The organism is Streptosporangium sp. NPDC087985 (assembly GCF_044741965.1).
GTDB lineage: Bacteria > Actinomycetota > Actinomycetes > Streptosporangiales > Streptosporangiaceae > Streptosporangium.
Window position 1 is genome coordinate 123,156 of record NZ_JBIUTQ010000009.1, and the last position, 13,611, is coordinate 136,766.

Annotated in this window: 13 protein-coding genes; 10 read left to right on the forward strand and 3 right to left on the reverse strand. The window is 70.0% G+C overall.

Annotation, left to right across the window (positions count from 1 at the left end):
* The first annotated feature begins 67 nt into the window (after nt 1-67).
* The 5 genes from ACIN94_RS18990 (at nt 68) to ACIN94_RS19010 (ending at nt 4,660) form a co-directional block, all read left to right on the forward strand.
* Entirely contained in the window at nt 68-1,033 is a 966-nt protein-coding gene (locus ACIN94_RS18990; RefSeq protein WP_400707565.1) for an ABC transporter permease, read from the forward strand.
* A complete protein-coding gene (locus ACIN94_RS18995; RefSeq protein WP_400707568.1) occupies nt 1,030-1,887 on the forward strand; it encodes an ABC transporter permease in 858 nt (285 codons plus the stop codon). Before ACIN94_RS18990 ends, ACIN94_RS18995 begins: the two co-directional genes overlap by 4 nt.
* Nucleotides 1,884-2,696: an ATP-binding cassette domain-containing protein gene (locus ACIN94_RS19000; protein ID WP_400707571.1), complete on the forward strand. Its 813-nt coding sequence runs from the start codon at nt 1,884-1,886 to the stop codon at nt 2,694-2,696. The genes ACIN94_RS18995 and ACIN94_RS19000 overlap by 4 nt, the downstream gene beginning before the upstream one ends.
* Nucleotides 2,693-3,475: an ABC transporter ATP-binding protein gene (locus ACIN94_RS19005; protein ID WP_400707574.1), complete on the forward strand. Its 783-nt coding sequence runs from the start codon at nt 2,693-2,695 to the stop codon at nt 3,473-3,475. The genes ACIN94_RS19000 and ACIN94_RS19005 overlap by 4 nt, the downstream gene beginning before the upstream one ends.
* 153 nt (nt 3,476-3,628) lie before the next feature.
* Complete coding sequence (locus ACIN94_RS19010; RefSeq protein ID WP_400707577.1) at nt 3,629-4,660, forward strand: SGNH/GDSL hydrolase family protein; 1,032 nt, start codon at nt 3,629-3,631, stop codon at nt 4,658-4,660.
* Between the two features lie 86 nt (nt 4,661-4,746).
* Here the strand turns inward: ACIN94_RS19010 and ACIN94_RS19015 are convergent, their stop codons facing one another.
* Nucleotides 4,747-5,799: a LacI family DNA-binding transcriptional regulator gene (locus tag ACIN94_RS19015; protein ID WP_400707580.1), complete on the reverse strand. Its 1,053-nt coding sequence runs from the start codon at nt 5,797-5,799 to the stop codon at nt 4,747-4,749.
* Between the two features lie 295 nt (nt 5,800-6,094).
* Here ACIN94_RS19015 and ACIN94_RS19020 point away from each other — a divergent pair, with 295 nt between their 5' ends.
* The 4 genes from ACIN94_RS19020 to ACIN94_RS19035 all read left to right on the forward strand — a co-directional run bounded on the left by ACIN94_RS19020 (nt 6,095) and on the right by ACIN94_RS19035 (nt 10,770).
* On the forward strand, nt 6,095-6,625 hold the full coding sequence (locus tag ACIN94_RS19020; RefSeq protein ID WP_400707583.1) for an EF-hand domain-containing protein: 531 nt from the start codon (nt 6,095-6,097) through the stop codon (nt 6,623-6,625).
* 144 nt (nt 6,626-6,769) lie between these two features.
* On the forward strand, nt 6,770-7,894 hold the full coding sequence (locus tag ACIN94_RS19025; RefSeq protein WP_400707586.1) for an aminotransferase class I/II-fold pyridoxal phosphate-dependent enzyme: 1,125 nt from the start codon (nt 6,770-6,772) through the stop codon (nt 7,892-7,894).
* 18 nt (nt 7,895-7,912) lie between these two features.
* Entirely contained in the window at nt 7,913-8,998 is a 1,086-nt protein-coding gene (locus ACIN94_RS19030; protein WP_400707589.1) for a cupin domain-containing protein, read from the forward strand.
* A complete protein-coding gene (locus ACIN94_RS19035) occupies nt 8,998-10,770 on the forward strand; it encodes a pyridoxal phosphate-dependent decarboxylase family protein (protein WP_400707592.1) in 1,773 nt (590 codons plus the stop codon). The genes ACIN94_RS19030 and ACIN94_RS19035 overlap by 1 nt, the downstream gene beginning before the upstream one ends.
* A gap of 47 nt (nt 10,771-10,817) precedes the next feature.
* Here the strand turns inward: ACIN94_RS19035 and ACIN94_RS19040 are convergent, their stop codons facing one another.
* A complete protein-coding gene (locus ACIN94_RS19040) occupies nt 10,818-11,324 on the reverse strand; it encodes an OsmC family protein (protein WP_400707595.1) in 507 nt (168 codons plus the stop codon).
* Between the two features lie 341 nt (nt 11,325-11,665).
* Here ACIN94_RS19040 and ACIN94_RS19045 point away from each other — a divergent pair, with 341 nt between their 5' ends.
* Nucleotides 11,666-12,040, forward strand: coding sequence for a cyclic nucleotide-binding/CBS domain-containing protein (locus tag ACIN94_RS19045; protein WP_400707598.1), 375 nt, complete (start codon nt 11,666-11,668; stop codon nt 12,038-12,040).
* Between the two features lie 63 nt (nt 12,041-12,103).
* On the opposite strand, the gene ACIN94_RS19050 is transcribed toward ACIN94_RS19045, so the two are convergent.
* Nucleotides 12,104-13,522 (reverse strand): S28 family serine protease, encoded by a 1,419-nt coding sequence (locus ACIN94_RS19050; protein ID WP_400707601.1) that lies wholly within the window; start codon nt 13,520-13,522, stop codon nt 12,104-12,106.
* Between the last annotated feature and the right edge of the window lie 89 nt (nt 13,523-13,611).

Sequence of the window (13,611 nt, forward strand, 5' to 3'; positions counted from 1 at the left end):
GGACCGCCGCCCCGCGCGGCCGGTCCGGGCCGGGGCGTCCCGGTCTCGCCGATCGGCCCGGCCCGGCATGACCGTCTACCTGCTGCGGCGCGCGGCGTTCCTCGTCGTCTCGCTGTTCCTGGCGAGCACGCTCCTGTTCCTGCTGCTCCGCCTGCTGCCCGGTGACCCCGCCAACTCCCTGCTGTCGGTCGGGGCCACCCCGGAGCAGATCGAGGCCGCCCGCCACCAGATCGGGTCGGACCTCCCACTGCCGGAGCAGTTCGTCTCCTGGCTCGGGCAGCTGGCGACCTTCGACCTGGGCAGATCGTTCGTCAGCACCCTTCCGGTCGGTCCGGAGATCGCCTCGCGCCTGGTCGTCACCGTCCCCCTCACCCTGCTGGCCTTCCTCCTGGCGGTCGTCATCGCCGTACCGGTCGGCTTCCTCGCGGCCCGCCGCTCGGACACCTGGTACGGCTCGCTGCTCAGCGGGCTGTCCCAGCTGGGCATCGCGGTGCCCGCCTTCTGGGTCGGCATGCTCCTCATCACCGTGTTCTCGCTGTATTTCCGGGTGCTGCCGGCCGGAGGATTCCCCCGGGACGACTGGGCCGATCCGGCCGACGCCCTCACCTCACTGGCCCTCCCCGTGGTCACCATCGCCTCCGTCATGTCCGCCTCGCTCATCCGCTACGTCCGCTCCGCCACCGTCGACGTGCTCGACAGCGACTACCTGCGGACGTTCAGGGCGCTCGGATCCACGTTCACCGGAGCGATGTGGCGTCACGGCCTGCGCAACGCGGCCGTTCCCGTCGTGTCGATCCTCGGGATCGAGCTCGCCACCACCTTTCTCGGCGCCGTGGTGGTCGAGAGCGTGTTCGCCCTCCCCGGCCTCGGCAGCATGCTGATCAAGGGGATCGCGCAGCACGACTACCCGGTCATCCAGGGCGTCCTGATCGTCAGCACCTTCGGGGTCCTGCTGATCGGGTTTCTCGCCGACCTCGTCCAGCGGATCATCGACCCGCGGCTGCGCGGCACCGTGTCGGGCGGCGCGCGATGAGCGCCGTGACCGGAGCCGGCACCGGCCGCGCCCCCACCCGCCCGCGCCGGTCCGCGACCCTCGTGACCGGCTGCGTGCTCGTCGGCGTGCTCGTCGTCGTCGCCGTCGTCTCACTCCTGTGGGTTCCGTACCCGCCCGCCGACACCTCGGGTGACCGGCTCATGCCTCCCGGCCCGGCCCACCTGCTCGGCACCGACAAGCTCGGCCGGGACCTGCTCACCCAGGTGATGATCGGCGCGCGGATCGCGCTGACGGTCGGCATCGGGTCGGTCCTGCTCGGCGGCGTCCTCGGAGTCGCCGGCGGTCTGCTGGCGGGCTTCGCCACCCGGTGGCTCGACGACACCGTCTCCGCGCTGCTCGACATCCTCATCGCCTTCCCCACCCTGCTCCTGGCCATGCTGGTGGTCGCGGTGCGGACGGCGTCCCTCGGCTCGGCCGTCCTGGCGATCGGGCTGGGGATGTCCGCGATCGTGGCGCGGCTGACCCGGGTGCTCGTCAAGCGCGTACTGGCCCAGGACTTCATCACGGCGGCGCGCACCTCGGGAACCTCCTGGCCGCGCATCGTGACCGAGCACGTCCTGCCGAACATCTGGCCGACGCTGCTGGTCAACCTCGCCCTGCAGCTCGGCCTCGCCGTACTGGCCGAGGCGTCCCTGTCCTACCTCGGGCTGGGACCCCCGCCGCCGAACGCGTCCTGGGGGCGCATGCTGCAGGAGGCCCAGGCGACCGTGCTCACGGCGCCGGTCGGCGCGATCGCCCCCGGCGTGCTCCTGGTCGTGCTCGTCATCGGCGTGAACCTGGTCGCCGACGGCCTCCGCGACATGGCCGACCCGACCCGCAGGAGGACCCGATGAGCCTGCTCGACATCACGGGACTCCACGTGCGGTCCGGAGACGGCCGCGGACTCCTCTCCGACGTGTCCTTCGCGATCGACGCCGGCGCGCGGCTCGGCCTGATCGGTGAGTCGGGTTCGGGCAAGTCGCTGACCGCGCTCGCGATCATGGGCCTGCTGCCCGCCGGGATGACCGCGTCGGGCAGCGTCGTGCTGGACGTCCCGGGCCTGCCCCGGACCGAGGTCGTCGGCGCGGCGGAGCGGCGCCTGAACGGGCTGCGCGGCCGGGCCGCGACCATCGTCTTCCAGGAGCCCCTTACCGCGCTCGACCCGCTGGCGAGGGTCGGCCGCCAGCTCGCCGAGCCTCTCGGGCGCAGGCGGAGGCTACGCGGCGCCGCCCTGCGCGCCGCCGTCGTCACGGCGCTGGAGGAGGTACGGATCACCGAGCCGGACCGCGTCGCGAGGGCATACCCGCACGAGATCTCCGGCGGGCAGCGCCAGCGGGTCGCCATCGCCATGGCGCTCGCCTGTGAGCCCGCGCTGCTCATCGCCGACGAGCCCACCACGGCCCTGGACGTGACGGTGCAGGCGGAGGTGCTCGCACTGCTGGACGGCCTGGTCTCGGCCCGGGGGATGGCGCTGCTGTTCATCAGCCACGATCTCGCGGTCGTCTCCGGCATCACCGACCGGGTCCTCGTCCTCAAGGACGGCGCCGCCGTCGAGTCAGGCACCGTCTCCGGCATCGTGAACGCGCCGCGCCACCCCTACACCCGCTCTCTGGTGACCAGCGCCCGCGAGCTCGACAGCGCACTGGATTGGACGGCGCGATGACCCCGGCCATCCTGGAGGCACGCCAGGTGGGCTTCGCGTACCGCGGCGCGGCCCCCACGCTCACCGACGTCTCGATCGACATCACCCCGGGGCGCGGCGTGGCGCTGGTCGGCGAGTCCGGTGCGGGCAAGACCACGTTGCTCCGCCTGCTGCTCGGCCTGACCAGTCCCACCAGCGGCCGGATCCTCTTCGACGGGACGGAACTCTCGCTGCGCGACCGCGGGCGGATGCGCGCCTTCCGGCGCAGCGTCCAGACCGTGTTCCAGGACCCCTACTCCTCGCTCGATCCGCGGCAGCGTGTGGGCAGGATCATCGCCGAACCGCTCCGCTCGCTCGGCCTGGTGGCGGGCCGGCCGGGCGGCTCCCACGCCGGCCAGCGGGTCGCCGCCGCGTTGCTGGCCGTCGGGCTGCCGGTGGACGTCGCACACCGCTACCCGCACGAGTTCTCCGGCGGGCAGCGTCAGCGCATCGCCATCGCGCGCGCCATCGTGTGCGAGCCCCGGGTCCTGCTCGCGGACGAGCCCGTCAGCGCGCTGGACGTCTCCACGCGGGTGCGCATCGTCGACCTGCTCGCCGAACTGCAGGAGAGCCACGGGCTGACGATCGTGATGGTCTCGCACGACCTCGCCGTGGTCTCGATGCTCTGCCGGCACACGGCGGTGCTCGAACGGGGCCGCATCGTGGAGCAGGGGGACACCGCCGCGGTGCTCGGCTCTCCCGGCCACCCCTACACGCGCCGGCTGATCGACAGCGTGCCCCGGCTCCCCACCGGCTCCTAGGCGAGTGAACCCGGTGCTGCCGGGTTCAGGCCGTCCGGCATGCCTTTTCCGGGGTGAGCGTCGCGGGTTATTTCACACAGAGTTCCTTGATCGATACACTGTGTCACCAAGCTGGCGGGATCTGCCCGTAGCACAGACACGAAGGACGATCACTTGTCCACACCCCTTACGCTTGTCACCGTCCGGGCGTCACTTGCCGCGGCCACCGCGCTGTCCGTGTTCGGCCCGGTCCCCGCTGCTCTGGCCGCCGCCAGCCCACAGCCAAGCTACGTGGCGCTGGGTGACTCCTACAGCGCCGATGTCTTCGTCCGGCCCTGGGACGCCGGCGACGGCTGCGGCCGCTCCGACCGCAGCTACCCCCAGCAGGTCGCCGCAGCGCTGGACCTGGACTTCACCGATGTCACCTGCGGTGCGGCGGAGGTGCAGGACGGCATCCTGGGCCCGCAGCCGTCCCAGAAGCTCTTCGGCCCACCGTCCGTGGCGCCTGGGGGAGGATGGCCGCAGAAGCCTCCCCAGATCGAATCCCTCACGCCCGACACCGACTATGTGAGCGTCGGCATCGGCGGGAACACCCTCGGATTCGGCGAGATCGTGACCCAGTGCCTTACGCGCGGCCGCGACACGCTCGGTTTCGGGACGCCGTGCAAGAAGTACTACACCGAGGGCGACGGCCGGGCCTGGCTGGCGGGCAAGTTCGACCAGCTTGACCGCGAGTACAGCCAGATGATGACGGCGATCCGAGACCGGGCGCCACAGGCTCAGGTCATCGTCGTCGGCTATCCGGCCATCGTCCCGCACAGCAGCGGCTGTTCCTGGGGAACCTTCACTCAGCTCGGCACCGTCGCCAAGGGGGACATGCCCTGGCTGGACAGCGTGGAGCGCGAGCTCAACGATCTGCTCAGCCGGCAGGCGGCCGAACACGGCGCGACCTACGTCGACACCTACGGATCCAGTGTCAACCACGGAGTGTGCGAGCCCGCCGCGGAGAAGTGGATGTACGGGGTCAGGGACGACCTCACGGGGACCGGGGACCAGACGGATTCCCCGTCCGAGCTCTGCCGCCAGATCCCGGGCAACGGTGAGGCGTGCACCTTCGTGCACCCCAATGCCTCCGGTGCGGACAACCAGGCCGTCCAGGTCCGGTCCGCCTTCGAGCGGCTGCGAGTGAAGAGCGCTCTCCGATGAGAGAGCGCCCGCGTGCCGGACGCTGTCGGTAGCCGTTGTCCGATCGGGGGGAACGTACTGTCCCCGCGTGCCCGCGCCGGTCGCCGTCAGGCGGACTCGCGGACCACCAGGGTGGGCTCGAAGATGACCGAGGTCACCCGCCGGCCAGGCTGCTCGATGTGGGCCAGCAGCAGGCGGCCCATCTCGGCCGCCATGTCCTCCACCGGATGGCGGACCGTGGTCAGCGGAGGCTTGCAGGCCACGGCCGCGCTGCTGTCGTCGAAGCCCACCACGGCGACGTCGCCGGGCACCCGGCGGCCGTGCTGGCGCAGCACCAGCAGCGCCCCCTGGGCCATCAGGTCGTTGGCGCAGAAGACACCGTCGACGCCGGGGTGCTCGGCCAGCAGCCGCTCCATCGCCGCCTCCCCGCTGTCGTGGGTGAAGTTGCCCTCCGCGTGCGGGACGTACGGATGACCGTGCCTGGCCATCGCGTCCCGGAAGCCCGCGAGGCGCTCCTGGCTGGCCGGCACGTCCAGGGGTCCGGAGATGGTGGCCACCTGGCGGCAGCCCCGGGCGACCAGGTGGTCGGCGGCCAGCTTGGCTCCCGTCCGGTGCGCGATGTCGACGTAGCTGATCGGGATCGGCTCCGCGGGCCGCGCGAAGAGCACGGCGGGCAGGGACGCGTCGGCGAGGAGCTTCGGCAGTGGGTCTTCCGCGTGCGTGGAGACCAGGATCGCGCCGTCGGCGTTGCCCTGCCGGAGGTAGGTGATGACCTGGGCGCGGGCCTTGGCGGTCTCGGCGAACATCAGGATCGGATGGATGCCGAGCGGGCGGAGGAAGCCGACGATGCCGCCGGTCACCCGGCCGAAGAACGGGTCGGTGAAGACCTGGTTCGGGAACGGGTTCTCCGCGTCGTCGCCACCCGCCCCGGAGACCACCAGGGCGATCACCCCCGCCCGGCGCGTGACGAGCGAGCGCGCGGCCTGGTTGGGGACGTAGCCGGTGGCGGTGATGGCCTCCCTGACCGTCTCCTGGATGGAGGGGTTGACGTTGCGGATGCCGTTGATCACACGGGAGACGGTGGCACGGGAGACGCCCGCCACCCGGGCCACATCCTCCAGGGTGGGGGATCCCGGTTCCTGCGGGTGACCTGCGCTCATAAGCGCTTTTATAGCATACGGAGAGCGCTCTCCCGAAGGATGCCCCGCACTGTCCGGGCGACCGGCAGGCTTACGACGGATCTTGGTGCGGTACGTGTCGGGGAAAGAGTTAAGGCGCGGTTTCTCGACAAGGTCCGGCTTTGGATGATTTTTGATCATGCGCGGAGTGAGAGTCGATCGCCTGGGAATTTCTCGCTTGACCTGCAGGAACGGGCTGCCCGAGGTGGACCGCGCACGTCTCCGTGGGACGTGACCGGCGTGGCCCCAGGGCACCGGCCGCACACAAGGGAGAGAGATGAAAACCGAAGTCAAGGCGCGCAAGCTCGTCAGAAACTTTGAACTCCTCGATTTCGACGGGGACGGGTTCATCGAGCATGCCGACATCAGGACGTTCGCCGAGCGGATCTGCGACGCCGGCGGAGTGGCGTCGAACAGCCACGAGGGCCAGAAGGTCATCGAGCAGGCGGACAAGCTGTGGCGGGCGCTGCAGCAGTCGATGGACAGCGATGGAGACCAGCAGGTCAGCCGGCAGGAGTTCATCGAGTCGGCGAACTCCAGCAGCGTCCTCACCCAGGCCATCCAGCTCGGCGTCCTGACGTTCGACGTCATTGACAAGGACGGCGACGGCCGTATCAGCAGGGACGAGTGGACCAGGCTGGACCAGAAGCTGGGAATCGCCCAGGCCGACAGCCGGAAGGGGTTCGACCAGCTGGACAAGGACAATGACGGGTACCTGACCAGGGCCGAGTTCAACAAGGGCGTTGAGGAGTTCTACCGGAGCCAGGATCCGGCCGCTCCGGGGAACATGACTTTCGGGAAGTTCTGAAAGCCCGGAGACACGATGATCCCGAGGTCCGGTCGGAGCCCTCGGTGACAGCAGCCCATCCGTTCGGAGGCTCTGGCGAGCAGGCCCAGCCCTGTTCTCTCAGAGCCTCTTCGAGCCGTTGACAGTCGTTGGAGGAGTCACCGCATGCGGGTCGAGCCGGGAGGCCGCGTCCGGGAGGTGGTCCGGGAGCTGGGACCGGCCGGACCGTTCAGCCCACGCCCGGAGAGCCAGGGACTGATCAACCTGCGCTCCAACGAGAACCCTTTCGGGGGGGCGTACCGTCGTTATCCCGACGATGACCTGGATGTCCTCGTCCGCCATTACGTCGTGGCGCTGGACGAGGTCGAGCCGCCACCACAGCCCGGTCGGCACGGGGAGTGGAACGGTGAGAACGTTCTCATGACCCGGGGCGCGGTGGACGCCCTTGACCTCGTCCTCCGGACCTTCTTCGAGCCGGGGGCCGACACGGTCGCCGTCACCCCACCGAACTTCGTGTTCTTCGACAGGCTCGCGGCGACACACGGCATCGCCCGGTGCCCGGTGCCGCTGGGCGGTGAGCGCTTCGACCGGCTTGACGTCGAGCGCCTGGTCTCCCTGCCCGTCAGGGGCGTCCTGCTCTGCGATCCCAACAACCCGTCAAGCACCCGCCTGGACGCGGGGGACCTCGACCGCCTGCTGGCACGCTTCGTAGGTCTCGTGGTCATCGACGAGACCTACGTGGAGTTCGACGCGCGCGCCTCACACCGGCACCGGGTGGGAGAACACCCGAACCTCATCGTGCTGCGCTCGCTGTCGAAGGGTTTCGGGATGGCGGGCCTGCGGCTCGGCGCCATCCTGGCGGATCCCGGCGTCATCGCGGCCATAAGAGAGGTCCGGCCGCCGTTCGCCGTCCCCGGCCCGGTGATCGAGCGGGCGGTGGACGGACTGGCCGACCCGTCCGTCCTGCGCCGTCGTATCGAGTCCTTCGTCGAGGAACGCGGCCGGCTGGTGGACGCCCTGTCCCGGTGCCCGCGGGTACTCCAGATCTTCGGGGACGCGGGATTCGTCACGGTCGAGGTCGGGGACCTCGCCGGCGTGGCGGCCGACCTGCGGCGCGCGCGGATCGACGTGGTGATCAACCCCGGGGGCTGGCAGCGGCGCATCCGAATCTCCGTGGGATCCCGGCACGAGAACGCCCAGCTGATCGCGGCACTGAGCGGGGAGCCGCCGGCCACGGCGCCGAGCACGGAGCCGCGGCACGCTCCGCCCACCCCGATTTCCACTCAATGACTTCAACAAGGACATGACATGACTGACCTGATCGCCACGGTTGAACCTCCGTCGCTCACCCCCGTCGTGACCGTCGCCCGCTCCGACATCCGCGCCATCCCCTCCATCGAGGTGGGAGGCGAATCCCACTGGCTCGGAGAGCACCGGGACTTCCGGCGCCACGACGCCCTCGCCCGGTTCCTGCCGGAGCACGGCCGCTTCTCGCTCGCCTGGGTACGGCTGCGCGACGGCGAGCGGCTGGACGTTCACGAGCACCCGACCAAGTCGATGATCCTCGTCTGCAAGGGCTCGGTGCGGTTGACCGGCGATCTGGAGGAGTCGCTCGGCGAGGGTGACGTGGTGTGTGTCCCACCGGGGGCGCGGCACGGTTTCCAGACCGGGCCCGGCGAGGACTTCCAGGGACTTTCGGTGCAGTTCGAAGGGGCCGGGCTGTACGAGGACGAGAACGCCCCCCGGGTACGTTTCACCGAGGCGGCCTCCGCCTCCATGGCCGAACTGGAGCGGCTCAACGACACCAGGCTCCGCCGCTTCGCCGGGCACCACCTGTTCGAGCTCTTCGACAGCGGAAGGATGAGCCGCGAGCCGCTGCTGCGTGACCGGTTCGTCTCGGCGCTCTACGTCTGGTCGGTCTTCTTCCAGAAGATGCTCTACGCCCGGCAGTCGGTCTGCACGGACCCGCGGCTGCGGGAGATCTACGCGGGTCACCTGCGGGACGAGTTCGGCCACGACCAGTTGCTGCGGGACCGCCATGCCGTGTCGGAGGATGTCTACGACCCGATCCTGGAGGCGGCCGGCAACTGGTTCGTCATGCAGATGCACAGCGCGGACGAGGCCGCGAAGATCGTGATCGTGCACATGGTCGTGGAGTCCAGCTGCCACGTGTTCGGCGAGAGGACCAAGGCGGCCTTCCAGAACGGACCTGCCGCCGAAACCTCGTACTTCGACATCCACGCGGAGATCGACGGAGACCACCGGGACATCGGACGTGACCATCTCCGCACCCTGTCTCCGGAGCAGTTCCCGCAGCTGTCGAGGGCGTGTGAGGAGGCGTGGGACCAGCTCGAACTCGTCTTCGACCGGATCGCGGCGCTGGTCGGGCCATAGTGGGGGAGACCGGGGCCGGGCTGTTCCCGGACCCCGGGAACCGCACCGCGTTCATGGAGACCCTCCGCGAGCTCGTCGACGACTACTACGACTGGCACGAGTCGTGCGCGGGTGCGGCAGGTCCGCCGTCCGCGCCCACGGGCCGTCCGGCGTCCGCGGGCGTGACGGGTCCGCCGGCCGCGGACACGGACGGCTCCGGTCCGGGCCTCGGCGCGGTCCGCGGTCTGATACGGGAGCTGTCCGGGTGCCTGGCACGGGAGTCGACGCCGTGGCCGTCACCGCTGTACCTCGCCCACATGACCCCGGACACCCCGATCGCGGCGAGTCTCGCCTACCTCTGCGCCATGCTCTACAACCCCAACAACGTCACCTCCGAGGCGTCACCGGTCACCACCCGGCTGGAGCACGAGGTCGGCGACGACCTGTGCCGTCTGGTGGGCTACCACCCGGGCAGCGGGTGGGCCCACCTGTCGTCCGGCGGCCACGCGGCGAACTACGAGGCCATCTGGATCGCGCGTAACCTGCGCAGCCTTCCCCTGGCCGCCGCCGAGGACCCGGGATCGCGCGATCTCGTGGCGGGTGTTCCGCGGGCGAGCCTGGTGAACCTGCCGGTGGGCCGGACTCTGGACCTCGTGGACGCCCTGGCAGCCAGGGGTGCGCTGGCGCGCGTCGGCCGGCTCGCGGGCGAGATCCGCTGCCGCGGTGTGCGGGGCGGAGGGAGGCTGCTGTTCGCCCGGAGCGCCCACTACGCCTGGGACAAGTGCGCCGACCTGCTCGGATTCGGTCCCGGCGACATCGAGGCTCTGGGGCTGGACCAGTACCACCGTATCGACCTGCCCGCCCTGCGGCGGCGCGTCTGCGACCTGCTGGAACGCGGCCGGCCCATCGTGGCCGTCGTCGCGACCCTCGGCAGCACCGGGGAGGGCAGCGTCGACGACCTGCGCGGCATCATGCGGCTGCGCGACTCGTGTGAACAGCGCTACGGCGCGTCGTTCTACGTGCACGTCGACGCCGCGTTCGGCGGCTACTGCCGTGCCATCTGCCTCGCCGGAGACGGTTCGACGCTGCCCTATGACGACGTGGCCGCGGCAGACCTCCCCGGGCGGCTGAAGCCCGAGGTCTACGAGGCACTCCGCGCCCTCCCCCTTGCCGACTCGGTGACCGTGGACCCGCACAAGGGCGGCCATGTCCCGTACCCGGCGGGCGGGCTGGTGCTCCGCGACAGACGGGCGGCCGCCGTGGTCGCCAGCCGGGCGGCGTACTTCGCTCACGGTGAGGGTGACCGGCCGGCGTTCGGGCCGTACACGCTGGAGGGGGCCAGACCGGGGGCGGCAGCCGCGGCGGTCTGGGCGGCACATCGCACGATCGGGCTGCACGCCGGGGGATACGGGCGGTTGCTCCGCGGCTGCATCGCCACCGCGCAGCGGCTGCACCGGAGCTTCCGGACGGCCGGGCCATCCGGCGCGGATGGCCGGGCTCCCCGGCTGCTCAGCAGTTACGACCCCGACCTGAACATCCTGAATCTCTCGGTCCACCAGCCGGGAGGGCGCGCCGGGGGAGACGCGGTCAACCGGCTGCTGGGCAGGCTCCGCGCCGATGCCGCCGCCGCGCCGATGACGAATCTGTGGGTCTCGGGCAACACCCTCGGTGGGCGAGGGGGGCCGGACGGGGTCGAGCAGGTCCTGCGCCTGTGCGTGATGAAGGAACTGGACCCGGCGGTCACCGACTCCGTGTGCCGGGCGTTGCGGACGGCCGCCGCCCGAGGCCGCTGACCACCGGGGGCCGGATCCCGCCGCACTCCCGCTGCCGGTTCTCGGGACTATGCCCGGGCTCTGTGGATATCCGGGCGCTCGGAACCCCGCCAGTGCCATCCCTTGGCTGCTCCGGGGGCCTGTTTGGGGGCGGATTCGGGTTCCGCGACGGGGACCGGGAACTGGAAGGTGATCTCCGGCGGCACTCGCAGTGAGTTGTGCACGACGCTGTGCTTGACGACGTTGGTGAAGGAGTCCCGCAGTCCTTCGGGGACGCCGGGAGCATCTACGGTCAGTTCGACATGGCTGACGTGTGCCGGGCTGATGCCCAGGCGGTAGTCGGCGGTTACGGAGACACCGGCGGGCAGCTGGCAGCGGTGGAGATAGCGTTCGGCGCAGTGGGCGGCGCCGGCGGCGAGACTCCCCACGAACAGCTCCACGGGGGTGGGACCGGTGTCGGTTCCGCCGAAATCGCTGGTCTGGTCGATACGGATCACGTGGTGGCGGATCAGTAGGTCAAAGCGCTCACCGCCGTGCCAGGAGATCCTCACCACGCCGTTCCGGTTCTGATTCACGAGTGGCTCCATAAGGTGTGAACTCTTGACGCCTCGGCCTCCCGGCGACCTGATCACCTTTGGGTGCGGGCGTAGGCGCTCTGGCCTGGCGGGCCGTCACGCGCTGCATGGCCGGCGGTAGTCCGATACGAAACCTCTTGTCCTTTTCAACATGCATCCGTAAACGCTTGCCCGCTAGGGACCTAAGCCCTGGTCTCGCGGGTCCCATGTCCAGTTCGGACCGTGCTCACCGGGTAGGAGATGTTCACCCTGCCAGTCAGGCCGCGCACAGTTCCGTTGTATCGACACGGCGTGGTGGCGGTGTGCTGGGCTGGATATGCGAGTCGAAACGGGGAGGAAAGATGCGTGTCAGTAACGTCTACCGTCCGATGATCTTTGGATGCCAGGCGGACGAACGGCTGCCCGGGGTGGCACGGCAGATGGTGGAGAGGAACATCGGCGCTCTGGCCGTGCTCGAAGGCGAGCGGATCACCGGAGTGATCACGGAGCGTGACCTTGTGATGGCGCTGGCCGGCTCGGACGATCCGGCCACGGTGAGCGCCGGGGCATGCGCTTCGACCGAGCTGAAGACCGCAGGCTTGGAAGAGGACACGCGTGAAGTCGCCCGCCGGATGCTGGATGCAGGCATCCGGCACATGCCCGTGGACGAGGACGGACGCATGGTGGGCATGGTGTCGATGCGCGATCTGCTCGCGCTGGAGACCTGGGCGGCCTAGACGCGTCCGGCCCCCCTGTGACCTCCCGGTACGGCCGCGGGCCGGCCGTACCGGGAGGGGAGATCAGCGCTCCCCGCGCGTGGGGAGCATGTCGTCGTCGGGGATGGACGCCAGGGCGAAGCCGCTGACGGTGGCGCGGTCGGACACCCCGGCCCAGCGCTTGAGCGTCGCCGTCGCCGCGTCACGCTCGGCAGGGTTCAGCTGGGAGATGTTCGCGCCGTGGTTGGCGCCGGGGGCGACGTACAGGTAGGAGTCGTTCCGGCTGGGCGTGAACTGCTCCGCGCTCCACGGGTCGTTCTCACCGTAGATGAACATCATCTGGCTCGCCTCCTTACGCACCCAGTGGTCCACGTCGAGCATCCACTTCGGGTTGTGCTCGGGGCGCAGTTCAGGGGGGAGCACCGACGAGGCCTGGTACAGGTTGGGGTAGCGGGCCACGTCCTTGAGGTGCTTGAACTTCAGCGAGGGCCAGCCGAGCTGGTTCGCCGCCTGGTAGTAGTACGGCACGTAGTACTCGATGCCCTGGTCGGTGTAGAACGAGAAGCCCGCGATGTTGTCGATCCACTTGTAGATCTCGTCGTCGGAGGCGGTGGCGGCCGGCACCTTCGCGCAGTCGGACACCCTGGAGTACTGCCAGAACGCCCACACCGTGTCGAGCACCGTCATCTCGAACGACCGGTCGGCGGTACCCAGTGATCGGTCGAAGGTGAACCCGTTCCGCGCGGCGTACTCCTCCAGCCTCGGCACCAGCCGATCGCGCCGCTTGAGCGCCTCCTTCTGCACGTCGTCAAGCTTGGTACGGCAGGCCTGGTCGGCCACGTTCGCGAAGAAGTCGTCGTAGGTGTGGTCGGACGGGTTGACCCGGTCGTTCGGCGCGACGTAGGCCACCACGCCGTCCAGATCACCGGGGTAGAACCGCCGGTGGTAGACCGAGGTCATGCCGCCCTTGCTCGCGCCGGTCTGGATCCACTTCCCCGAGTAGACCGTCTTGAGCGCCTCGACGATCCGGTGCTCGTCGCTGGCTTCCTGCCAGATGTCGAGCTTGCTCCAGTCCGCCGGGTTCGGCCGGGAGTTCCGGAAGAACCGGTGCTCGACCGAGACCTGGTTGCCGCTCAGCAGCCGGGTCGGCTCGGTCTGGGAGGCGCTGGGGTTGACCGGCAGGCCGTACCCGCCGGTGGAGAGCACGACCGGGGCATCGGCGGACCGGTGCAGCAGGGTGAATCGCTGCTCGTACGTGCCCTTACCCGGATCGCGATGGTCGACCGGCTGGGTGAGGCGCAGGACGAAGAACCGGAAGCCGGTCGGCCGGGTCTCCGAGACCACGGTCAGTCCGGGGATGGCTGTGAGCTTGCTGAGGAGCTCGTCCTCGACCGCCGCGGCGGAAGGCACGGGGTCGGGTTCCGCCACGGCGGGGGTGACTCCGGCCATGCCGATCGATCCAGCGGTGAGGACCGCCAGCATGAGGGCGGGAAGTACTCGCACTGATATGTCTCCTTCTGGCACACAAGTGTCGAAGGAGGCTATCCATCATGCTTTGTCCGCGGTAGTCCTGAGTTTCAGGATGCCGGTGA